We start from the raw sequence: 20,246 nt of genomic DNA on the forward strand, positions 1-20,246 counted from the left end.
CGAGTGTCCGCGCACATCCATGGCATGGACTGTGCGAAGCTCGCGCATTGGCTCTCCCGAAAGAAAATCGCAGAACATCAGGCCCTCAGGTTAACGCACAACTGGCGTTCCACGAAAATATGGCACGCCAGATGTGCTAAGGGCGGGTCGGCGGGGCGGCCGGCCGCGGATCAGGTTCCGATGCGGACGATGTAGTAGTTGCTCGTCCAGATGGGCTGGACCCGCACCCTGGTGCCCGAGTATGGGGCGTGCAGGATGTTGCCGTTGCCGGCGTAGAAGCCGATGTGGCCGGGCATCACGACGAGGTCGCCGGGCCTGGCGGAGGAGGTCGCGACGCGGGTTCCGGCGGCGGCCTGGCCGGCCGACGAGTGCGGCAGGCTCACACCGAACTGCGCGTAGACGTACATCACAAGCCCGGAGCAGTCGAAGCCGGCCGGCGTCGATCCTCCGTATACATAGGGGACGCCCTGGTACTGCGCTGCGACGTTGTAGACCGAGGACAGGCTGACGTTCGGATGCGCCGGGGCGGCCAGATACTGCTTGGCCGACGGGCCGGTGTACGACGCCGCATACGAGGTCATCTGCCTGGCCACTTCCTTGCGGCGCGCCTCAGCGGCCCTGGCCGCCGTTGCCGCGGCCCTGGCCCGGGCGCGGGACGCCAGCTCCTCCACCGTCGTCGCCGTGAAGCCGTCCCGGGAGACGCTGGTCGTTGCCGCCAGCGTGGACACCTCCACGGCCTGCGCGCCGGACCGGGCGAGCTCGGTGGCCGCGGTCGCCCCGTAGCGGATCTCGCCCTTGCCCGGCGTGAACGCATAGGCGGGAAGCGCCAGGGTGGCGACGAGCCCGCCGGCGAGGGTCATGACAACGATGTTGCCGAGGCTCCCCCGCCGGATCGAGGGCCGGGGTTGCCGGGGGACGGGAGCGGGCGGGGAGACCTCCCGCGGGTCCTGCGTGTTGAGTTTCGGATTTGTTCCGCGACGGAACCGTGTGATGCCGTAACCAGCCAAAGTTTTTACCTCCGGCGCCTCGACAACACTAGGGAGTTGTCCCGTCCACTGCGCTCATGGCGTGTGATGTACCGAGTCAAGAGACGGGAGGGAAAGGCGTCTTAACCCGGGCCCTTCGACCGACTTCCGGCCTGCGGGACAGGTCCGACGCTACGTGACGATCCCTCGTTTGTCACTTTCATCGACACATTTTTAACGAATTGGTAACGACAAACCGGCTGTGAGGGAGTGGCTCCCCCACGGTTCAGGCCGAGGCCGGCGGGGTGGCGACGAAGATGTGGACGGCCAGCTCGTGGGGCAGTTCGAGCCCCTCAGCGAACCCCTCGACCCGCACGGAAACGTACTGTCCGGCGGCCCGGAAGGTGCCGGTCCGGCCGGGCAGCACGCCGGCCTGCTTGAGCTGGCGCAGCAGCTCCGGGTCGAACTGCACGGGTTCGCCCAGTCGCCGGATGACGGCCGTCACGGGCTCGCGGGACGTCGCGACCACATCGACCAGGCTGGTCACTCCGGCCATGAACGCGACGGCGGGCGAGTCACCCAGCTCGTCGAGGCCTGGGATCGGGTTGCCGTAGGGGGATTCGGTCGGATGGCCGAGGATCTCGAGGATCTTGCGCTCGACCTGCTCGCTCATCACATGCTCCCAGCGGCAGGCTTCGTCATGGACGAACTCCCACTCGAGCCCGATGACGTCGCTGAGCAGCCGCTCGGCGAGGCGATGCTTGCGCATCACGTGGACGGCCTTGCTGCGCCCCTCGGTCGTGAGTTCCAGATGGCGGTCGCCCGACACGATGACCAGGCCGTCGCGCTCCATCCGGGCGATCGTCTGCGATACCGTCGGGCCGGAGTGGCTGAGTCGCTCGGAGATGCGTGCCCGGAGCGGCACGATCTGCTCCTCCTCGAGGTCGAGGATCGTGCGGAGGTACATCTCGGTGGTGTCGATCAGATCAGTCATCCGCAGCCCTCCGCTCGCCCTCCAGCAACGTCACAACCCTACCTGTCGCCTCCCGGCCAACTAGAATCGCCCTATGCCGGATCTGAAAATTCCCTCCGAACTCCTGCCCAGTGACGGTCGATTCGGCTGCGGCCCGTCGAAAATCCGGCCGGAACAACTCGAGCACCTGCTCACCGCGGGAGCGGCGGTGCTCGGCACGTCCCATCGCCAGCCGCCGGTCAAGGACCTCGTCGGTCGCGTCCGATCGGGCCTCGGCGAACTGCTGCGCGCGCCGGACGGCTACGAGGTCGTGCTCGGCAACGGCGGATCGACCGCCTTCTGGGACGCGGCCGCTTTCTCCCTGATCGACAAGCGCAGCCAGAACCTCGTCTTCGGCGAATTCGGCGGCAAATTCGCCGCTGCCGCGGCTGCCCCCTTCCTCGATGCACCCGACGTGATCTCGGCGGCTCCCGGTTCGCGCAGCGAATTCGTGGTCACCGAGGGAGTCGACGTGTACGCCTGGCCGCAGAACGAGACGTCGACGGGCGTCATGGCGCCGGTCACCCGGGTGCACGGCGACCCCGGTGCGCTCACCGTCATCGACGCCACGAGCGCCGCCGCCGGCATCGACTTCGACGCCGCAGCGTCGGATGTCTACTACTTCGCCCCGCAGAAGAACCTCGCCTCCGACGGCGGCCTGTGGCTGGCCCTCTTCTCCCCCACCGCCGTCGAACGGGTCGAACGCATCGCCGCGAGCGGCCGGTACATTCCCGAGTTCCTCAGCCTGAAGAACGCGATCGACAACTCGCGGCTCAACCAGACGCTGAACACCCCCGCACTGGCCACCCTCCTGCTGCTGGAGAGCCAGCTCGACTGGATCAACGGCAACGGCGGACTGGCCTGGGCGTCCGCACGCACGCGGGAATCGTCATCCGTGCTGTACGAGTGGGCCGAGCGCGTCGACTACGCGACGCCGTTCGTCACCAACCCCGATCACCGTTCGCAGGTTGTCGTCACCATCGACTTCGACGAATCGGTGGACGCGGCCGCCGTGGCGCGGACGCTCCGTGTCAACGGAGTCGTCGACACCGACCCGTACCGCAAGCTGGGTCGCAACCAGCTGCGCCTCGCGACGTTCACGGCGATCGCGCCGGACGACGTGCGCAGCCTCGTCGGGGCGATCGAGTACGTCGTCGCACACCTCGGCCGGTAGACCAGATGCGGCTCTGGCTGAAAGACAGCGAACGGCGCCCCGACCCGCTGCCCGCGCGCACGGATGCGCGCACGGCCTTCTTCGCGGGTTCGGCGGTGTGGCTAGTCGTCCTCGTCGTCGCGGTCGTCTTCCGCGTCGAACTCGCCGCTCGCGGCTTCGAATGGTGGGTCTGGTGTGCCGTCATCGGTCTCGGCCTCGGCCTGGGCGGCCTCGCCTGGGTTCAGGGGAGACGCCGCTAGCGCTTCCCCGAAATCGATGCCGTCGAGTTCGTCGTCGCCGCCATCCTCGTCTTCGAACTCGTCGTCCTCATCGAGGGCGTCGGCTTCGTCCGTCTCCACGTCGAACTCGTCGAGGGCGTCCAGCGCTTCGGCGGCGGCCTCGGCCTCGGCGAGTTCCTGTGCGGTGCGGTGGTCGGCCAGCCGGTCCGACCACGGAACCCACTCGGGGGCGAGCAGGGCTTCGCCGCCGGGCATGAGCTCGGTCTCGAGCACGGAGGGCTGGGAATCGCCATCGATGCGAGACAGGCTGACGGTCCAGTGCCAGCCGGGGTAACCGGTCATCAGGCAGTCGAAGAGGAGCGACACGACGTGTTCGCCCTCAACGATGTGGCCTACCGGTTCGCCGATGGTGTCAGCGGGGGTGATCTCGATCAGGGCGGCGCGCGCCACGTCAACGGCCTGGAGCAGGGTTTCGTCCGCCAGCTCAGGCATCGAGCTCCTCGGCAACCTTGCGCAGCATGGCCGCGATCTTCTTGCTGTGGGAGCTTTCCGGGTAGCGTCCTCGGCGCAGGTTGGCGCCCATCCCGTCGAGCAGCTTGACCAGGTCCTCGACGATGATCGCCATGTCGTCGGCCGACTTGCGGCTGAGCTTTGCGAGGCTCGGCGGTGACTCGAGCACCCGCACGGACAGCGCCTGGGCGCCCCGTTTGCCGTCCGCGATCCCGAATTCGAGCTTCGTCCCGGCCTTGACCGTCACGCCGGAGGGCAGGGCGGAAGCGTGCAGGAAGACCTCCTGGCCGTCATCGGAACTGATGAAGCCAAAACCCTTCTCTTCGTCGTAAAACTTGACCTTGCCGGTAGGCATCTAGACCTCGCTGGGTTCCGGGCGCGCGGAAATGCGCGTCATCCGAGCCAAGCCTATTCGCTTCGGCGGGTCCCCGCCCCGTCTTTGTCGGGTCCGACCACTATCCTTGGGGTGTGACCATTCAAACCGCACAAAGCTTCAGCCGGATCGAGCGCATCCTGGCATTTATGGTCGCGGGTGTTGTGGGTCTGTCGATCCTCGCCTTTCTGGGCATCATCTTCGGCACGATGGCCGGAGCCGGAACCAACGACGGTTTCAGCTCGGGAATCTGGCCGGTCATCTTCACGCTGCCGTACTACGGCCTGCCCGCCGGTTTCCTGGCCATCGTCGCCCTCATGGTGTTGACGGGCGTTCGCCGCAGTCGCGAGGCACGCCAGAGCAGGCGGTAGCGGCATGCTCTCGCTGGCAACGCGTCTCCGGTCCCTCGACGACGAATCCCTGCGCCTGGCGATCGTGGCCCGCTCCGTGCCGGCCACCGGCATCCGGGACTTCTTCGACCTGGCCGAGAGCCTGCTCGACCCGGCCTCCGTGCAGGCCGCGCTGGCCCACCTGGACCGGGCCACCCTCGCCGCCCTGGCCGTAGCCGGCGAGCTTGCTGGCGGCCTGGCCGCCGCGGACCCGGCCACCCCGGGGCCGACGATCGCGGAGCTCGCTGACCGATTGACTGTGCTTGCGGGGGCATCCGTCGCGGAAGCCGACGTTGCCGCGCGCGCCGCGGAGCTCCACCGCCTCATGCTCGCCTGCGTCTCGGACGGGCGGCTGGCCCCGTACGACGCCGTCAGTGCCCAGCTCCAGCGCTGGTCCGCCGACGGACTGCCGAGCGCCACCGAGCTGGCGGCCGCCCCGCAGCCCGCGCCCCTCCCCCCGGCGTCGGAGAACGACATCCGATTCGCCGACCGGCTGGCCACCGAGCGCGCCTTCACCGCCGTCTCCGCGATCGCCGAACTGGTCACGGAGCTCGCGCGCGAGCCCGCACGTGAACTCAGCCGCGGCGGGCTGGGGCTTCCGGACAGCAAACGGCTCGGCCTGGTCATGGCGGTGGACCTCGAGATCGTCGCCCCCCTGGTCGCGACCGCCGCCCGAGCCGGACTCATCGCTCAGTCCAACGGACACTGGCTGGGCACCGAGGCCGGGGAGGCCTGGATGCTCGAGGGCACCACCCGTCGCTGGGCGGCGCTCGCCCGCGCCTGGCACGATGCCCTGCCTGCCGATGTTCGCACCCTCCTGGCCCGCCGCCCCTCGTTCTCCTGGGGCGCGGGCCTGCACGCCTTCGTCAGCTGGCTCTACCCGGCCGGCGGCGACGCGATCGACGCACGCGTGAGGGAATTCACTCGCGATGCCGAACTCATCGGGGTCATGGCGCACCACATGACCAGCCCGGCCGGGGTGGCCCTCCTGGCCGGCGACCTCGACGCGGCCGCCGCACTCATGGGCAGGTCGCTGCCGGCCGAGGTCGGCGCGGTGTACCTCCAGCACGACCTGTCGATCGTTGCCCCCGGCCCCCTCGCCCCCTCGATCGACGCGCGGCTCCGCGGCCTGGCCGATGTTGAAAGCCGCGAGCTCGCCTCCAGCTACCGCATCACGGCGGCCTCGGTGAGCCGCGCCCTGGCGGCCGGCGAAACCGCCGACTCGCTGCTCGACTTCCTGCGCGCCGTTTCGCTCAGCGGCATCCCGCAGCCGGTGGAGTACCTCATCCGGGAATCGTCGGACCGGTACGGCCGCGTCCGGGTGGGCAGTGCCCACGCCCCCGGGTCCCCGACGCAGAGTTACGTCCGCTCGGACGACGCCGCGCTGCTGGGCACCATCGCGGTCGATCAGACCTTCGCGCCGCTCGCGCTCGTTCGAGACACCGAGAATCGCCTGACCAGCCGCATCCCCGTCGAAACCGTGTTCTGGGCGCTCACCGACGCGCGCTACCCGGTCGCCGCGGAAGACAGCGACGGCGAGATCGTGCACCTGCGCCGCCACCAGCTCGCCCGCGTGCAACCGGTCGTCGTGACCGACCCGGCTGCCGCGCTGGTCGAGAAGCTCCGCGCCGGTGACGGCGGGGAGGTCATGGCCGGGGACGCGTGGCTCGCCCGCCAGCTGGACACGGCCATCAAGGGCAAGCAAACCGTCACGGTGAGCATCGCCATGCCCGGCGGGGTCGTCGTCGATTACCTGCTCGAGCCGGCGAGCGTGGGCGGCGGGCGCTTCCGCGCCCGGGACCGCCGCGCCGACATCGAACGCACGCTTCCGCTCTCGAGCATCATCAGCATCACGCCGGTCGGGTAGGTCGGCTCCCGGCTTTCAGCGCGCGCTGGCGTAGGATTACCGGTTATGTCTGACGGACCCCTGATCGTCCAAAGCGACCGCACGGTTTTACTCGAGGTCGCCCATCCCCTCGCGGAGGATGCGCGTCACGACCTGGCCGTGTTCGCCGAGCTCGAGCGCGCCCCCGAGCACATCCACACCTACCGGATCACCCGCCTCGGGTTGTGGAACGCGCGGGCGGCGGGGCACGACGCCTCCGACATGCTGGCCACGCTGGAGAAATACTCGAAGTTCGCCATTCCGCAGACCGTGAGCGTCGACATCACCGAGACCGTCGGCCGTTACGGCCGGCTCGTGATCGAGCGCGACGACGCCGGCGCGCTCATCCTGCGCAGCAACGACCAGGCCGTGCTGATGGAGATCTCGGGCGCCAAGCGGATTTCGCCCCTGCTGGTCGGACATCCGACGCCGGATTCGTTCCTGGTCGAGCCGTGGGCCCGCGGGCAGCTCAAGCAGGAGCTCGTCAAGCTCGGCTGGCCGGCCGAGGACCTCGCCGGGTACACACCCGGCACGCCGCATCCGATCGCGCTGCTCCAGAGCGGCTGGGCGCTGCGCGACTACCAGAACAAGGCGGTGGCGAACTTCTTCGAGGGGGGCTCCGGCGTGGTCGTGCTCCCCTGCGGCGCCGGCAAGACGCTCGTGGGAGCCGGGGCAATGGCCACCGCGCAGACCAACACGCTCATCCTGGTCACCAACACGATCTCGGCCCGGCAGTGGCGCGACGAACTGCTCAAGCGCACGACCCTCACCGCCGACGAGATCGGCGAGTACTCCGGCCAGGTGAAGGAGGTCAAGCCGGTCACGATCGCGACCTACCAGATCCTCACCGCGAAGCGGAAGGGCGAGTACGCCCACCTCGAGCTCCTCGACGCCATGGACTGGGGCCTGGTGATCTACGACGAGGTGCACCTGCTGCCCGCGCCCGTGTTCAAGCTCACCGCGGAACTGCAGGCGCGCCGCCGGCTCGGCCTCACGGCCACCCTGGTGCGCGAGGACGGCCGCGAGGGCGACGTGTTCAGCCTGATCGGTCCCAAGCGCTTCGATGCGCCGTGGAAGGAGATCGAGGCCCAGGGCTTCATCTCCCCCGCGTCCTGCTACGAGGTGCGGATCGACCTGCCCCAGTCCGAGCGGCTCAGCTACGCGGCGGCCGCGGACGACGAGCGCTACCGCATGGCCGCGACCGCGCCGGCGAAGCTGGATGTCGTCAAGCAGCTGGTGGCGAAGCACCCGGGTGAACGCATCCTCGTGATCGGCCAGTACCTCGACCAGATCGACGAACTGGCCGAGGCGCTCGGCGCCCCGAAGCTCACCGGCGCGACCCCCATCGACGAACGCGAGCGGCTCTACCAGGCCTTCCGGGTCGGCGAGGAGAACGTGCTCGTCGTCTCGAAGGTCGCGAACTTCTCGGTCGACCTGCCCGAGGCCACGGTCGCGATCCAGGTCTCCGGGTCCTTCGGCTCCCGGCAGGAGGAGGCCCAGCGCCTCGGCCGCCTGCTCCGGCCGAAGGAGTCCGGCCTGTCGGCGAACTTCTACACCCTCGTCGCGCGCGACACCGTCGACCAGGACTTCGCCCAGAACCGCCAGCGTTTCCTCGCCGAGCAGGGTTACAGCTACACGATCCTGGACTCCCACAACCTCGCCGCCTGACTCGCGAAACCGCAGTTGTGCGCGTTATGAGCGCGTTTTAACGCGCACGACTGCGGTTTCGCGGGGAAGGGTAGCTCTCAGGAACATCCCAGCTAACGCGCAGATACTGGTGGCATGACCGATGGCCCCCGCATTCTCATTGTCGACGACGAACCCAACATCCGGGATCTTCTCACCACCAGCCTGCGCTTCGCCGGCTTCGCCGTGCGCGCCGTGGGTAACGGCGCCCAGGCGATCTCCGCCGTACTCGAGGAGGAGCCCGACCTGATCATCCTCGACGTCATGCTCCCCGACATCAACGGTTTCGGCGTGACCAAGCGCCTGCGCACGGCCGGCTACACGGCCCCGATCCTCTTCCTCACCGCGAAGGATGACACGGAAGACAAGATCACCGGGCTCACGGTCGGCGGCGACGACTACGTCACCAAGCCGTTCAGCCTCGACGAGATCGTCGCGCGGATCAAGGCGATCCTGCGCCGCACCATGCACGCCGACGAGGATGCCGTCATCCGCGCCGGCGAACTCACCATGGACCAGGACACCCACGAGGTGCTCGTCGGCGACCAGCCGATCGAGCTCAGCCCGACCGAGTTCAAGCTCCTGCGCTACCTGATGCTCAACCCGAACCGGGTGCTGTCCAAGGCGCAGATCCTCGACCACGTGTGGGAGTACGACTTCAACGGGGACGCCGGAATCGTCGAGTCCTACATCTCCTACCTGCGGCGCAAGGTCGACACGCATTCGAGCGAGCCGCTGATCCAGACCAAGCGCGGCTTCGGCTACATGCTCAAGGCGGCCAAGGCGTAGCTCACAGGCTGCGCCCGTAAACTGAGGGCCACATGCATGAGTCACTGACGGAGCGCTGGAGCCGTACCTCCCTTCGCTCCAAGATCACCGGCGTGACCGTGCTGATGCTGACCCTCGGGCTCCTCGTCTCCGGCATCGGCACGATGGCGATGCTCCGGCAGTACGTCATCCAGCAGGTCGACGCGCGCCTCCAGACCGAGGCGCAGACGGCGCTCAACGGCAACTCGGCGGCTTCCCTGACCGCGGGCAGCGCGGAGGGCGTGCCGTCCGACTACTTCGTCGCCCTGTACGACGAGAGCGGCACCCTCCGGGACCGCACCTGGCGGGACCGGCCCCGCCGGGACCTGCCCGTGGTCGACATGCCGCTCGATCTCCAGACCGTGACCCGGCTCGACGGCGAGATTCTGACGTTCCACAGCGCGAACCACGACACCGAGTTCCACGCCGTCGCGGTGCCGTTCGTGATCAGTCCCCAGGGCACCTACGGAACCCTGCTGATGGCCGTGTCGCTGAAGCCGACCGAGAATACCATGGCCACCTATCTCACCATCTTCCTCGGCTTCGGCGTGGGCGTCGTGCTCGTCGGCGCGCTACTGACCCGGCTGCTCGTGACGACCACCTTCGCGCCGTTGCGCGAGGTCGAGCGCACGGCGGCTGCGATCGCGGACGGCGATTTCAGCCAGCGTCTCGGCGGCGCCACCCCGAACACGGAAGTCGGCCGCCTGAACCGCTCGCTCAACACCATGCTCAACCGCATCGACCGGGCCTTCAAGGACCGCGCGCGCACCATCGACCAGATGCGCCGGTTCGTCGGTGACGCCAGCCATGAGCTGCGCACCCCGCTCGTCTCCGTTCGCGGCTACGCGGAGCTGTACCGGATGGGTGCGCTGCAGACGCCCGAGGACGTCGCGCAGGCGATGGAACGCATCGAGAAGGAAGCGATCCGGATGGGCGGCCTGGTCGAGGACCTCCTCGAGCTGGCCCGGCTGGATGAAACGAAGCCCCTGGACCTGGCCGAGGTCGACCTCATGCCCCTGGCCCGCGACGCGGCGCTCGACGCCATGGCGTCCTCCCCGGGCCGGCGGGTGACCGTCGTGTCGCGCCCGCCGGAGGAGGAGCTCCCCGACACCGCGGACATCCCCGCCGTCGACGCCGACCCGGCCGACACCGCTCGGCCCGTCAACGCGGCCGGAGCGCAGCCGGCCAACGGGGCTGCCCTCACCGGTCCCATCTCCTTCGCCGGCGCGACGCTCGCCCGGCTGCGCACGCGCAAGCCGCGCCGAACCGACCCCCCGGCCACGCAGACCGAGCCCGCGGCGCCGTCGGGCGCGGTCCCGGCCGTCGTGATGGCCGAGGAGAACAAGATCCGCCAGGTGATCACCAACCTGATGGGCAACGCCCTGCGCTTCAGTCAGCCGGACAGTCCGGTCGAGCTCGAGGTGTCCGTCGATCGGCGCAACCAGCGGGCGTCGATCGCGGTGGTCGACCACGGCGAGGGCATCCCCCCGCAGATTCGGGACAAGATCTTCCAGCGCTTCTGGCGCGCCGACACCTCTCGCGCCCGGGAAACCGGGGGCAGCGGCCTCGGCCTCGCCATTGTCGCGTCGATCGTGGCCAGCCACAACGGCACGGTCGAGGTCCTGGACACCCCGGGCGGCGGGGCAACTTTCCGGGTCTGGCTCCCCCTGGCCGGCTCGCCGAATGCGCCCCAGGGGATCACCCCGCCGAGTGCCCCCGAGGCGCGGTCGGATTAGCCTCGGGCGACCCCGTCGGCGAGGATGCGCTTCAGTGCGTCCGGCCGATTGGTGATCACGCCGTCGACGCCCAGGTCGATCGCACGCCTGATGTCAGCGTCGCTGTCGACCGTCCAGGTCAGGCACTCCATCCCGAGGCGGTGCACCTCGGCCACGTACGCGGCGTCGATGGAGTAGTGATACGGGTTGATCTGGTCGGCCCAGGTCGCCAGCTCGGGCAGTTGGGCGATCGTCGGCGTGCCGAGCAGCCCGACGGGGATGGTGGGCTCGAGCGACTTGAAGGCTTTCATCGAGCCGAAACTGAATGACTGCACGACGAGTCGCCCCGCGGCGACGGCCGACTGGACATAGCCGGGGAACGTGCTCATCTCAGCGGCCACCTCGGCCTCGATGCCGGGGTAGAGATCCGGCGCCTTGATCTCCAGGAGCATGCCGCCGCTGCCGTTGCGGATGGTCTGGATCGACTCGGAAAGGGTCGGGATCTTCTCACCGGCGAACTTCGGGTCCTTCCAGGAGCCGGCGTCGAGGCTGAGCATCTCGGCATAGGTGAATTCGCTGACTTTCCAGGGAGCGCGGTCGGGGAAGAGCTGCTCCACGTTCGTCGTCCGAGCCAGGTTGGTGTCGTGGATGACCACGAGTTCACCGTCCCTGGAGCGCTGCACGTCGAGCTCGGTGAGGTCCCCGCCGAGGGCGATTCCCTCCCGGAAGGAGAGAAGCGTGTTCTCGGGAAAGTAGGCGCTGGCACCTCGGTGAGCCGCGTTTACGACCGTGACGGACGCCGGGGCCTCGCTCGCGTGCGCGACAGCGGTCACGGGCACGGTCGCGCCGGCGGCGAGGGCGATACCCACGAACACACTCGCTGCCCTCGCGGACCGGCGTCCACTCGGACGGATCTGGCGGGTGGGGGTGAGAAGTCTCATGCGGTCTCCTTGGGGTTGGCGTTACGCCCTCAGGTTGTCGGGGGCGCACGACGCGCAGATGGCCCGAGGATGGCCGGGTCGTGGCCGCAGAGCGACCCTCGGGGGGCGCCCTCCCCACCGGCGGGCCCCCGGGGCGCCGTCCACAGTCCGGGCTCCCTCGATCGGGGCGGCAGTCGGCGGCACTACGGTCGCGTGCGAGCGGAAGGACGACGGACATGACGAGCTACCAGGTGGACAGCGAGGCCGTGCTGAGTACGACGGCCGCCGCGCGGGCGTCAATCGCCCGAATCCAGGCCGAGGTCGCCGGCCTGCTGGCGCAGTTGACCGGCCTCGAAGGGTCGTGGACGGGGCAGGCCGCAGCGGCCTTCCAGGGCGCCGTGGCCGATTGGCGAGCGACCCAGCGACACGTCGAGGAGAGTGCGGAGGGACTCAACCTGGCCCTGTCGCAGGCCGGCCGGCAGTATGCCGATGTCGAACAGGCAAACGCGCGCCTGTTCTCACGCTGACGTCACGGGCATCTGAGCGGGCGCCAGAGGCGGCGCAGGCGCACACGAGACACAACAATGGGCGCCTCCCGAAGGAGGCGCCCATCATCTGGAACTGCGGTGCTGTGGAACGGGTTGGGACTTAGAAGTCCATTCCGCCGCCCTGGTCGCCGGCCGGGGCCGGGTGCTTCTCGGGCTTGTCGGCGACAACGGCCTCGGTGGTGAGGAACAGTCCGGCAATCGACGCGGCGTTGAGCAGCGCGGAGCGGGTGACCTTCACCGGGTCATTGATGCCGGCGAGGAGCATGTCGACGTACTCACCGGTCGCGGCGTTGAGGCCCCAGCCGACGGGCAGGTTGCGCACCTTGTCAGCGACGACGCCCGGCTCGAGGCCGGCGTTGAGGGCGATCTGCTTGAGCGGCGCGTCGATGGCCACGCGCACGATGTTCGCACCCGTTGCCTCGTCACCCGTGAGGGAGAGCTTCTCGAAAGCGGTCTTGCCGGCCTGGATCAGCGCAACGCCACCACCGGCGACGATGCCCTCTTCAACGGCAGCCTTCGCGTTGCGGACGGCATCCTCGATGCGGTGCTTGCGCTCCTTGAGCTCAACCTCCGTCGCGGCGCCGGCCTTGATGACTGCAACGCCACCGGCGAGCTTCGCCAGGCGCTCCTGGAGCTTCTCGCGGTCGTAGTCGCTGTCGGTGTTCTCGATCTCGCTGCGGATCTGCTGCACGCGGCCGGCGATCGCCTCGACGTCTCCGCCACCCTCGACGATCGTGGTCTCGTCCTTGGTGATGACGATCTTGCGGGCGGTGCCGAGCAGGTCGAGGGTCACGTTCTCAAGCTTGAGTCCGACCTCCTCGGCGATGACCTGTCCACCGGTCAGGATCGCGATGTCCTGCAGCTGGGCCTTGCGGCGGTCACCGAAGCCCGGAGCCTTGACGGCGACGGACTTGAAGATGCCGCGGATCTTGTTCACAACGAGCGTGGCCAGGGCCTCGCCGTCGACGTCCTCGGCGATGATGAGGAGCTGCTTGCCGGTCTGGATGACCTTGTCAACGATCGGCAGCAGGTCCTTGATGTTCGAGACCTTGGAGTTGACGATCAGGATGTACGGGTCTTCGAAGACCGCTTCCTGACGGTCGGGGTCGGTCACGAAGTACGCCGACAGGAAGCCCTTGTCGAAGCGCATGCCCTCGGTGAGCTCGAGTTCGGTGCCGAGAGTGTTGGACTCTTCGACGGTGACAACGCCTTCCTTGCCGACCTTGTCGATCGCCTCGGCGATGATGGCGCCGATTTCAGCGTCACCGGCAGAGATGGAAGCCGTGGCCGCGATCTCTTCCTTGGTCTCGACCTCTTTGGCGTTCGCGATGAGCTCTTCGATGACGGCAGCAGTGGCCTTCTCGATGCCGCGCTTGAGGCTGATCGGGTCGGCGCCGGCTGCGACGTTGCGCAGGCCTTCGCGAACCAGCGCCTGAGCGAGGACGGTGGCGGTGGTGGTGCCGTCGCCGGCGACGTCATCCGTCTTCTTGGCGACCTCTTTGACGAGTTCCGCACCGATCTTCTCGTACGGGTCGTCGAGTTCGATCTCCTTGGCGATGGACACGCCGTCGTTGGTGATCGTGGGTGCGCCCCACTTCTTCTCCAGAACGACGTTGCGTCCGCGCGGGCCGAGGGTGACCTTGACCGTGTCGGCGAGGATGTTCAGGCCGCGCTCAAGGCCGCGACGGGCCTCTTCGTTGAAAGCAATGATCTTTGCCATAAGTGTTTCTCGTCCCTCCCGGACGTTCAAAAACGTGATGGGGTTAGCACTCATAAGGAGAGAGTGCCAAAGACGATTCTGGCACTCTGGTGCCGAGAGTGCAAGTGAACGGGCGGGGCGCTACGGCACCAGCTGGACGGAACCCTGCTTCGTCGGGACCAGCTCGATCCAGGTGTTGCCGGCGGCAAGCCGGATCGTCACGCCGTTACCGTCGACGAGACTGATCGGCGACGATGGGTATCGCTTGACCCAGGTGGCGCGCAGGCTCCGTCCGCCGGTCGAGACCCAGGCCTCTCCCGAACCGATCATGGTGGTCTTGGGGACGTCGCCGTAGCGCCGGTCGATGCCGACACGCATGACGACGACGTTGGTCGCCTTGAGCTGCGCGCCCTTGCTGTTGCGGTCCGGCGCGCCCTCCTGGGAGCGCAGGTAGTAATTCGCCTTGGCGTTCCAGGCCCAGGATGGCCAGCGTGCGGTGGAGAAGCGGGTCTGGATCGTGCGGATGGCCTTGCCGTCCACCACCGCTGACGACGACGCGGCGGTGGCCGCGTAGGCGAAGTGCTGCCTCGGCGGGGCCAGCTTGGGGTACCGGCCCACGAGCGTCCTGGCGTTCACCACGACATTGTGCGGGGACGACTTCGTGTCGATCCGGTAGAACAGTCCGCTGCGGTCGTAGTCGAAGACGGCGTTCACGACCGGGGTCGCCTCCATCGCCTTGACGAACTGCGGCTGGCCGCCGGAGTAGGCGACGATTCCGCCGAAGGGCGTAATGATGTCCGGATCCATCGGCCGGATCGAGCGCACCGGCCCGATCAGCTTCGGGATGTCCGAGTGCCAGACCCCGACGTAGCGGGTGATCCCGCCTTCGACGAGTTCCTCGAAGACGATGTCGGCGCTCTCGAGGCCGATCTGCGGCCTCGCCGCCTCGTGGTTGTCGATCTTCACCGCCAGCGACGGATGCGCCGCGCTCCCCGGAGGCACGGGTGTTCCGCGCAGCGGTGCGAGCACGGTCGCGGCCGGGGCCGTGTAGGTGGACACCCAGGCCTTCGCCGTCGAGGTCGGCTTGATGCTCGCGGTCGGCCGCGGTGCTTCGGCAGTGCAGGCGGCCAGAAGCAGGACCGGAATGACCGCGGCAACTATCCTCACGGTCACGCGTCGGCTGCGTTTCATCGCTTCACTGTTCTGATTCACCGTTTCACCCTAACGCCGCGCGGTGCTCCCGCGCGGCGTTGGGCGTGCAAGCCTCGAAACTGGTGCAGCTCAGGCCGGTCGAACCGACTCGGCCTGAGGGCCCTTCGCTCCGCTGCCAACCTCGAAGACGACCGCCTGGCCTTCTTCGAGGACTTTGTATCCGCTCATGTCAATGGCGGAATAGTGGACGAAGACGTCCTGCCCCCCGCCGTCAATGGTGATAAAGCCGAAGCCCTTCTCAGCGTTGAACCACTTTACGGTTCCGTGCGCCATGTGTTACTCCCCAGTGCTGTGATTGCGTCGGCACGGGCCCACTGGCCGCGCCGGGCCTTCCGCGGAAACTGCTTCGGTGCAGTGCCTGCGTCCACCATGGCCGTGCAACGGGTCCACCTCCACAGAGGCGAGCTGCACGGACAAAATGAGCGACCATGGCCGAGCGTAGCGAAGAGGCTCTGGAATAACAGGGGGTTGACAAATTGCCGGTCGATGGCTGAAAAGCAGGGCTGCCGGGCGCCCTATCCGGCCGGCGGAGAGTAGTCGTTGCCGACGACAACGGTGAGCTCGGCATCGGACTCCGCGAAGTCGTTCGCGAGCATTATTTCGGCCCCCGGCAGGGACTCTGCGACCCCCCGTGCCGCGCCCTCCAGGGCGGGGTCGGCGTAGTAGACGATCGTCTCGGCAACGTCGGAGGTGGCGGCGTCGCCGAGCGTCCCGACGGTCCACCCCTCGGAGCCGAGGACGTCTCCGACGGATCCGGCCAGACCCACCGTCAGGGTGCCGTTGAGCACGGTGACGGACAGGTTCGGGTCAACGGTCGGCTTCGGCGTGGGCGTCGCCGACGGCTCCGGCTTCGGCGTCGCGGTCGGGGTCGACGTGGCCGCAGTGGGCGCGAGTCCGGACGTGTCCGGCGCGAGGCGGTTGTTCAGGAACAGCAGACCCAGCGCTCCGATCGCGATCAGCACCACCGTGGCGGCCAGTGCCCACCAGAATGCCAGCCAGCCGCGACCCTTCTTGCCCGGGGCCCGGTGTGCGCCCACCCGGTCGAGAGCAGGCGGGTGGGCGTCGAAGCGGTCTTTCGGATAGGGCTGGGGCATTGTCAGTCTGGTTCGGTCTCGATCAGTCGGTGGGGAGTGCGGCGCGGCGCGCTCGCGCCTGTGCCCTGGCTTCGCGCATCCGATGCAGTCGCTTAACCAGCATGGGGTCGCGGGCGAGGGCCAGAGGTGAGTCGATGAGGGCACCCAACAACTGATAGTACCGTGCAGCCGAGAGACCGAATTCGGCCCGAATGGCCTGCTCCTTGGCGCCGGCGTGATTGCGCCACTGTCGTTCGAAGTCGAGGATCGCCACGTCCCGCGCGGACAGTGAGGCCGACTCCGGGCTGCCGTCGGCGGCCGGTTCGTGTGATTTCTCCATCGGCCACCTCTCCCTCGTCATCTCACCGGGCACGTGCCGCCCGCTTTCACCGACGCCGGCTACGGTCATCCTATTTGGGTGCGCCCGGTGCATGTCCGCCAACCGTACGCCGGTTCGAGTCTGTGGGAGTTCGCTGGACGCTGCCCGTGAAAGGAATGCCGGGGCGGCCGCGCGAGTTTAGGCTGATGGAGTGAGAACCGGGCGGCGCCCGGGAACGAAGGGACGCACATGGACCACGAAGTCAAGAAGTCTGAAGCCGAGTGGCGCGAGGAATTGGGGCCCGAGCGCTATGCGGTGCTCCGCGGGGCCGCGACGGAGCGCGCCTGGACGGGAGAACTGCTCGATGAGGCGCGCTCGGGCGTGTATACCTGTGGCGCCTGCAACGCCGAGTTGTTCAAGAGCGGCACCAAATTCGATTCCGGCTGCGGCTGGCCGAGTTTCTACGAGTCCGTGCGCCCCGAGGCGGTCGAGTTGATCGAGGACCGGACCCTGGGCACCGTGCGCACAGAGGTGCGTTGCGCCAACTGCGGCTCGCACCTGGGGCACGTCTTCGACGACGGCTTCGGCACGCCCACCGGAGACCGGTACTGCATGAATTCCATCGCGCTCAACTTCACGCCCGTCGAGTAGCCGGCGGTGTCGGCCGTTGCCGACGCGCTCGCGGCGCGCCGGTCGTACTCCAGGGTGACCCCGGATGCCCCCAGCCACGACGAACTGCTGCCTTTGGTAGCCGCCGTGGCACGTGTCGCCGACCACGGCGCGCTGAGGCCGTGGCGCCTGATCGAGGTGCGCGGAGACGCACGGCGGCGATTGGGCGATGCCCTGGTCGCGGCATCCGGCCACACGGCCGCCGAGGCGGCCACGACCGCTGCCAAACCGCTGCGCGCCGAACTCCTGATTGCCCTCGTGATCAGCCGCCGCGAGAGCGAGAAGGTCGCGGACTGGGAGCAGGATGCCGCGGCGGCCGGGGTCGCCCACGCACTGAGCCTGCTGCTGGCTGACGCCGGCTGGGGCGTGATGTGGCGCACCGGGCCCCACACGCGATCCGCGCCGGTTCGCCGCATGCACGAACTTGCCGACAACGAGGAGCTTCTCGGCTGGCTCTACGTGGGCGGCGTTCCGCCGGACGCCAAACCGGGGGTGCGCCTGCCCATCGATCCGGCCGAGTTCCTGACCGTTCTCTAGCGCCGAAACCCCTGGGCCGGGGCGGGCCTTAACGGGACTGTCCAGGGCCGGCCACGGGACTTGAACCCGTAACCCCCACTTTACAAGAGTGGTGCGCTACCAATTGCGCCAGGCCGGCATGAGGCCCGAGGGCCTCGAACACCCATCCTAAATCACAGAACCGAAAGGGCGGGCGCGTTCTACCCGGCCGGGGTCGTCGTCGGAGTGGGCGTCGGGGTGGACGTGGAGTACGTGGCGCCCGCCGACTGCAGCACGAACGCCGCGAATTCCTTGGGGTCCTTCAACGACCCGAGGTACTGCTTGCCGTTGACGAGCACGGTCGGCGTGCCGGTGACCTTGGGAATCGAGGCGTTGGGGATCGGGCCGGTCAGGGCCCGGTCGGTGGCGTCGAGAACCCAGGACTTGTACGTCAGGTCGTCGATGCACGTGTCGATCTTCGACAACGAGGACGTGACGCCCGAACTCCGCACGACCTGCTTGATTTGCTTGTCGGTGAGGCCCGCCGTGCCCTCCTCGGGCTGGTCGGCGAACAGGGCGGCGTTGAACGCGTAGAAGTCGTTGGGCGAGGAGTTCGCCACACAGGCAGCGGCATTGGCCGCGCGCAGGGAATACTGGGTACCGGCGGACTTGCTGGTCAGGATCGAAATGGGGTGGATCTCGACCGTCGCGGCCCCGGCCTCAACCCACTGGGCGATCTGGTCGCTGTTGTTCAGTTCGAACTCGCCGCAGTACGGGCAGAGGTAGTCGACGTAGACCCGGATGTCGGCCACGGTGCCGGTCGCGTCGGGCACCGAAGCGACGGGCTTCGCGTCGGGCTGGAGGGCGGGGGTCTTGACCGTGGTCAGCCCCTCGCCGATGAGCACGCCGTCGCTGGCCATGTTGGCCGGGCCCGGCCCGACCGGCCGGATGGAGTTGACGATGATCAGGGCGATGATGCCGACGATGGCGATGGCCGCCACGGCGATTCCACCCTGCAGGAAGACCCGGTTGCGACGATCCTTCTTCTTCTGTTCCTCGCGCAGCAGCGTGGCCTTTTTGCGGGCCGCGTCGCGTCGCTGATTCTTGGAAGGACGGCTGTCGCCTGGTCCGCCGTTAGTCATGAATAGTTGCTCCGAACGTGTGGATGCCCGCACTGTGTGTGCATAGCCCTCCACAGAGTAGAACGCGTGTCTGGGAAAACCCCAAACGGCGGCTGTACGCCCGCCGCGGGGCGAGGGCGGCTGCCATGCAATACTGGTCAGGATACCCGGCCCGCCTGGCGGGACAGGTGTCACATCCCACTCACAACGGATCGTCCGGCACGTTCCTGCCGGTGAAGGAGAAGAAAACCATGGCTTCGGTCACTTTTGACAAGGCAACCCGCCTCTACCCGGGTTCCACCCGCCCCGCTGTCGATCACCTCGACCTGGAGGTCGCTGACGGCGAGTTCCTCGTCCTCGTCGGCCCTTCCGGCTGCGGCAAGTCCACCTCGCTGCGTATGCTGGCCGGCCTCGAAGAGGTCAACGACGGCAACATCTTCATCGGCGAGCGCAACGTCACGGATGTCCCACCGAAAGACCGCGACATCGCCATGGTCTTCCAGAACTACGCCCTGTACCCGCACATGACCGTCGCCGAGAACATGGGCTTCGCGCTCAAGATCGCCGGCATCAACAAGGACGAGCGCGCCGCCCGCGTGCTCGAGGCCGCCAAGCTGCTCGACCTGGAGCCGTACCTCAGCCGCAAGCCCAAGGCTCTCTCCGGCGGTCAGCGCCAGCGCGTCGCCATGGGCCGCGCGATCGTGCGCCAGCCGCAGGTGTTCCTCATGGACGAGCCGCTGTCCAACCTCGACGCGAAGCTGCGCGTGCAGACCCGCACCCAGATCGCGTCCCTCCAGCGTCGCCTCGGCGTCACCACGGTCTACGTGACCCACGACCAGACCGAGGCGCTGACCATGGGCGACCGCATCGCGGTGCTCAAGGACGGCGTCCTCCAGCAGGTCGGCACGCCCCGAGACCTGTACGCGAAGCCGAACAACGTGTTCGTTGCCGGTTTCATCGGCAGCCCGGCCATGAACCTGTTCCTGGCCGACCGGGTCGACGGAGGCGTCAAGTTCGGCACCGCGACCGTCCCCGTGCAGCGCGACACCCTCGCTGGGGCGAGCGGCGACAAGGTGACCATCGGGGTCCGCCCGGAGGACATCCACCTGGCGACCGCGCAGGGCGAAGGACTCCAGGTTGAGGTCGACCTGGTCGAGGAGCTCGGCGCCGACGGCTACCTGTACGGTCATTCCACGGTCGAGGGCAAGCGCACCGACATCGTCGCCCGTGTCGACGGACGCTCGCACCCGAACGCCGGGGACACGGTCTACCTGACCCCGACGCCCAACCACCTCCACGTCTTCGACGCGGAATCCGGCCTGCGCCTCGGCGGAGCGGTTGCGGACTAGGTTCACGAAGTGACAACGGCCGGACGGGGCATTGCTCCGTCCGGCCTTGTCATTGCGGCGCTGATACGTTCCCCAACAGATTCATTCCTGCACAGATTCATTCCTGC

General features: G+C 68.2%; 21 protein-coding genes and 1 tRNA gene. 10 read left to right on the forward strand and 12 right to left on the reverse strand.

Annotated features, from left to right (window positions below; all coding sequences use genetic code 11):
* Positions 1 to 170: 170 nt before the first annotated feature.
* Positions 171 to 860 (reverse strand): C40 family peptidase, encoded by a 690-nt coding sequence (locus BLQ39_RS04820; protein WP_092322169.1) that lies wholly within the window; start codon positions 858 to 860, stop codon positions 171 to 173.
* 391 nt (positions 861 to 1,251) lie between these two features.
* Complete coding sequence (locus BLQ39_RS04825) at positions 1,252 to 1,959, reverse strand: iron-dependent transcriptional repressor DtxR (protein ID WP_092322170.1); 708 nt, start codon at positions 1,957 to 1,959, stop codon at positions 1,252 to 1,254.
* 73 nt (positions 1,960 to 2,032) lie between these two features.
* On the opposite strand from BLQ39_RS04825, the gene serC reads away from it, so the two are divergent.
* The gene (gene serC / locus BLQ39_RS04830; protein ID WP_092322172.1) at positions 2,033 to 3,151 is read left to right on the forward strand and encodes a phosphoserine transaminase; all 1,119 of its coding nucleotides are present in this window, start codon (positions 2,033 to 2,035) and stop codon (positions 3,149 to 3,151) included.
* A 101-nt stretch (positions 3,152 to 3,252) separates the two neighbouring features.
* On the opposite strand, the gene BLQ39_RS04835 is transcribed toward serC, so the two are convergent.
* A complete protein-coding gene (locus tag BLQ39_RS04835) occupies positions 3,253 to 3,861 on the reverse strand; it encodes a DUF3027 domain-containing protein (RefSeq protein WP_092322173.1) in 609 nt (202 codons plus the stop codon).
* Complete coding sequence (locus tag BLQ39_RS04840) at positions 3,854 to 4,234, reverse strand: cold-shock protein (protein WP_092322175.1); 381 nt, start codon at positions 4,232 to 4,234, stop codon at positions 3,854 to 3,856. The genes BLQ39_RS04835 and BLQ39_RS04840 overlap by 8 nt, the downstream gene beginning before the upstream one ends.
* 113 nt (positions 4,235 to 4,347) lie before the next feature.
* Between BLQ39_RS04840 and BLQ39_RS04845 the strand changes: the two genes are divergently transcribed.
* The 5 genes from BLQ39_RS04845 (at position 4,348) to BLQ39_RS04865 (ending at position 10,755) form a co-directional block, all read left to right on the forward strand.
* Positions 4,348 to 4,623: a multidrug ABC transporter ATPase gene (locus BLQ39_RS04845; protein WP_134574550.1), complete on the forward strand. Its 276-nt coding sequence runs from the start codon at positions 4,348 to 4,350 to the stop codon at positions 4,621 to 4,623.
* A gap of 4 nt (positions 4,624 to 4,627) precedes the next feature.
* Positions 4,628 to 6,508: a helicase-associated domain-containing protein gene (locus BLQ39_RS04850; protein ID WP_092322178.1), complete on the forward strand. Its 1,881-nt coding sequence runs from the start codon at positions 4,628 to 4,630 to the stop codon at positions 6,506 to 6,508.
* 45 nt (positions 6,509 to 6,553) lie between these two features.
* Positions 6,554 to 8,194 carry a DNA repair helicase XPB gene (locus BLQ39_RS04855; protein ID WP_092322180.1) on the forward strand — a complete coding sequence of 547 codons (1,641 nt, stop codon included), beginning with the start codon at positions 6,554 to 6,556 and terminating at the stop codon, positions 8,192 to 8,194.
* Positions 8,195 to 8,308: 114 nt separating this feature from the next.
* Complete coding sequence (locus BLQ39_RS04860) at positions 8,309 to 9,001, forward strand: response regulator transcription factor (RefSeq protein WP_092322181.1); 693 nt, start codon at positions 8,309 to 8,311, stop codon at positions 8,999 to 9,001.
* 32 nt (positions 9,002 to 9,033) lie between these two features.
* Complete coding sequence (locus BLQ39_RS04865; RefSeq protein ID WP_092322183.1) at positions 9,034 to 10,755, forward strand: sensor histidine kinase; 1,722 nt, start codon at positions 9,034 to 9,036, stop codon at positions 10,753 to 10,755.
* On the opposite strand, the gene BLQ39_RS04870 is transcribed toward BLQ39_RS04865, so the two are convergent.
* Entirely contained in the window at positions 10,752 to 11,675 is a 924-nt protein-coding gene (locus BLQ39_RS04870; protein WP_092322184.1) for a glycerophosphodiester phosphodiesterase family protein, read from the reverse strand. The genes BLQ39_RS04865 and BLQ39_RS04870 overlap by 4 nt on opposite strands.
* A 215-nt stretch (positions 11,676 to 11,890) precedes the next feature.
* On the opposite strand from BLQ39_RS04870, the gene BLQ39_RS04875 reads away from it, so the two are divergent.
* A complete protein-coding gene (locus BLQ39_RS04875) occupies positions 11,891 to 12,181 on the forward strand; it encodes a WXG100 family type VII secretion target (protein ID WP_092322186.1) in 291 nt (96 codons plus the stop codon).
* Between the two features lie 121 nt (positions 12,182 to 12,302).
* Here BLQ39_RS04875 and groL read toward each other — a convergent pair whose 3' ends face one another.
* From groL to BLQ39_RS04900, 5 genes are all read right to left on the reverse strand, one after another.
* Positions 12,303 to 13,922 carry a chaperonin GroEL gene (gene groL / locus BLQ39_RS04880; RefSeq protein ID WP_092322187.1) on the reverse strand — a complete coding sequence of 540 codons (1,620 nt, stop codon included), beginning with the start codon at positions 13,920 to 13,922 and terminating at the stop codon, positions 12,303 to 12,305.
* A 120-nt stretch (positions 13,923 to 14,042) separates the two neighbouring features.
* Positions 14,043 to 15,092 (reverse strand): DUF3048 domain-containing protein, encoded by a 1,050-nt coding sequence (locus tag BLQ39_RS04885; protein ID WP_092322189.1) that lies wholly within the window; start codon positions 15,090 to 15,092, stop codon positions 14,043 to 14,045.
* A gap of 90 nt (positions 15,093 to 15,182) precedes the next feature.
* Positions 15,183 to 15,386 carry a cold-shock protein gene (locus BLQ39_RS04890; protein WP_092322190.1) on the reverse strand — a complete coding sequence of 68 codons (204 nt, stop codon included), beginning with the start codon at positions 15,384 to 15,386 and terminating at the stop codon, positions 15,183 to 15,185.
* Between the two features lie 242 nt (positions 15,387 to 15,628).
* Positions 15,629 to 16,207 carry a LytR C-terminal domain-containing protein gene (locus BLQ39_RS04895; RefSeq protein ID WP_092322192.1) on the reverse strand — a complete coding sequence of 193 codons (579 nt, stop codon included), beginning with the start codon at positions 16,205 to 16,207 and terminating at the stop codon, positions 15,629 to 15,631.
* A 22-nt stretch (positions 16,208 to 16,229) separates the two neighbouring features.
* Positions 16,230 to 16,526: a DUF3263 domain-containing protein gene (locus BLQ39_RS04900; RefSeq protein ID WP_092322454.1), complete on the reverse strand. Its 297-nt coding sequence runs from the start codon at positions 16,524 to 16,526 to the stop codon at positions 16,230 to 16,232.
* Positions 16,527 to 16,754: 228 nt separating this feature from the next.
* On the opposite strand from BLQ39_RS04900, the gene msrB reads away from it, so the two are divergent.
* Positions 16,755 to 17,156: a peptide-methionine (R)-S-oxide reductase MsrB gene (gene msrB, locus BLQ39_RS04905; protein ID WP_092322194.1), complete on the forward strand. Its 402-nt coding sequence runs from the start codon at positions 16,755 to 16,757 to the stop codon at positions 17,154 to 17,156.
* A gap of 6 nt (positions 17,157 to 17,162) precedes the next feature.
* On the forward strand, positions 17,163 to 17,711 hold the full coding sequence (locus BLQ39_RS04910; RefSeq protein WP_092322195.1) for a nitroreductase family protein: 549 nt from the start codon (positions 17,163 to 17,165) through the stop codon (positions 17,709 to 17,711).
* Between the two features lie 45 nt (positions 17,712 to 17,756).
* Here the strand turns inward: BLQ39_RS04910 and BLQ39_RS04915 are convergent.
* Positions 17,757 to 17,829, reverse strand: a tRNA-Thr gene (locus BLQ39_RS04915).
* Between the two features lie 61 nt (positions 17,830 to 17,890).
* The gene (locus tag BLQ39_RS04920; protein WP_092322197.1) at positions 17,891 to 18,811 is read right to left on the reverse strand and encodes a DsbA family protein; all 921 of its coding nucleotides are present in this window, start codon (positions 18,809 to 18,811) and stop codon (positions 17,891 to 17,893) included.
* A gap of 230 nt (positions 18,812 to 19,041) precedes the next feature.
* On the opposite strand from BLQ39_RS04920, the gene BLQ39_RS04925 reads away from it, so the two are divergent.
* The gene (locus BLQ39_RS04925; protein ID WP_092322455.1) at positions 19,042 to 20,139 is read left to right on the forward strand and encodes an ABC transporter ATP-binding protein; all 1,098 of its coding nucleotides are present in this window, start codon (positions 19,042 to 19,044) and stop codon (positions 20,137 to 20,139) included.
* The last annotated feature ends 107 nt before the right edge of the window (positions 20,140 to 20,246 follow it).

The organism is Cryobacterium psychrotolerans (assembly GCF_900101115.1).
GTDB lineage: Bacteria > Actinomycetota > Actinomycetes > Actinomycetales > Microbacteriaceae > Cryobacterium > Cryobacterium psychrotolerans.

Excerpts from the sequence above, each read along its gene's own strand:
- BLQ39_RS04855 (WP_092322180.1), top strand. The coding sequence starts at position 6,554 with ATGTCTGACGGACCCCTGATCGTCCAAAGCGACCGCACGGTTTTACTC.
- BLQ39_RS04920 (WP_092322197.1), bottom strand. The coding sequence starts at position 18,811 with ATGACTAACGGCGGACCAGGCGACAGCCGTCCTTCCAAGAATCAGCGA.
- BLQ39_RS04885 (WP_092322189.1), bottom strand. The coding sequence starts at position 15,092 with ATGAAACGCAGCCGACGCGTGACCGTGAGGATAGTTGCCGCGGTCATT.
- BLQ39_RS04840 (WP_092322175.1), bottom strand. The coding sequence starts at position 4,234 with ATGCCTACCGGCAAGGTCAAGTTTTACGACGAAGAGAAGGGTTTTGGC.
- BLQ39_RS04835 (WP_092322173.1), bottom strand. The coding sequence starts at position 3,861 with ATGCCTGAGCTGGCGGACGAAACCCTGCTCCAGGCCGTTGACGTGGCG.
- groL (WP_092322187.1), bottom strand. The coding sequence starts at position 13,922 with ATGGCAAAGATCATTGCTTTCAACGAAGAGGCCCGTCGCGGCCTTGAG.
- BLQ39_RS04820 (WP_092322169.1), bottom strand. The coding sequence starts at position 860 with ATGACCCTCGCCGGCGGGCTCGTCGCCACCCTGGCGCTTCCCGCCTAT.
- BLQ39_RS04875 (WP_092322186.1), top strand. The coding sequence starts at position 11,891 with ATGACGAGCTACCAGGTGGACAGCGAGGCCGTGCTGAGTACGACGGCC.
- BLQ39_RS04860 (WP_092322181.1), top strand. The coding sequence starts at position 8,309 with ATGACCGATGGCCCCCGCATTCTCATTGTCGACGACGAACCCAACATC.
- BLQ39_RS04870 (WP_092322184.1), bottom strand. The coding sequence starts at position 11,675 with ATGAGACTTCTCACCCCCACCCGCCAGATCCGTCCGAGTGGACGCCGG.
- BLQ39_RS04895 (WP_092322192.1), bottom strand. The coding sequence starts at position 16,207 with ATGCCCCAGCCCTATCCGAAAGACCGCTTCGACGCCCACCCGCCTGCT.
- serC (WP_092322172.1), top strand. The coding sequence starts at position 2,033 with ATGCCGGATCTGAAAATTCCCTCCGAACTCCTGCCCAGTGACGGTCGA.
- BLQ39_RS04925 (WP_092322455.1), top strand. The coding sequence starts at position 19,042 with ATGGCTTCGGTCACTTTTGACAAGGCAACCCGCCTCTACCCGGGTTCC.
- msrB (WP_092322194.1), top strand. The coding sequence starts at position 16,755 with ATGGACCACGAAGTCAAGAAGTCTGAAGCCGAGTGGCGCGAGGAATTG.
- BLQ39_RS04865 (WP_092322183.1), top strand. The coding sequence starts at position 9,034 with ATGCATGAGTCACTGACGGAGCGCTGGAGCCGTACCTCCCTTCGCTCC.
- BLQ39_RS04890 (WP_092322190.1), bottom strand. The coding sequence starts at position 15,386 with ATGGCGCACGGAACCGTAAAGTGGTTCAACGCTGAGAAGGGCTTCGGC.
- BLQ39_RS04850 (WP_092322178.1), top strand. The coding sequence starts at position 4,628 with ATGCTCTCGCTGGCAACGCGTCTCCGGTCCCTCGACGACGAATCCCTG.
- BLQ39_RS04900 (WP_092322454.1), bottom strand. The coding sequence starts at position 16,526 with ATGGAGAAATCACACGAACCGGCCGCCGACGGCAGCCCGGAGTCGGCC.
- BLQ39_RS04825 (WP_092322170.1), bottom strand. The coding sequence starts at position 1,959 with ATGACTGATCTGATCGACACCACCGAGATGTACCTCCGCACGATCCTC.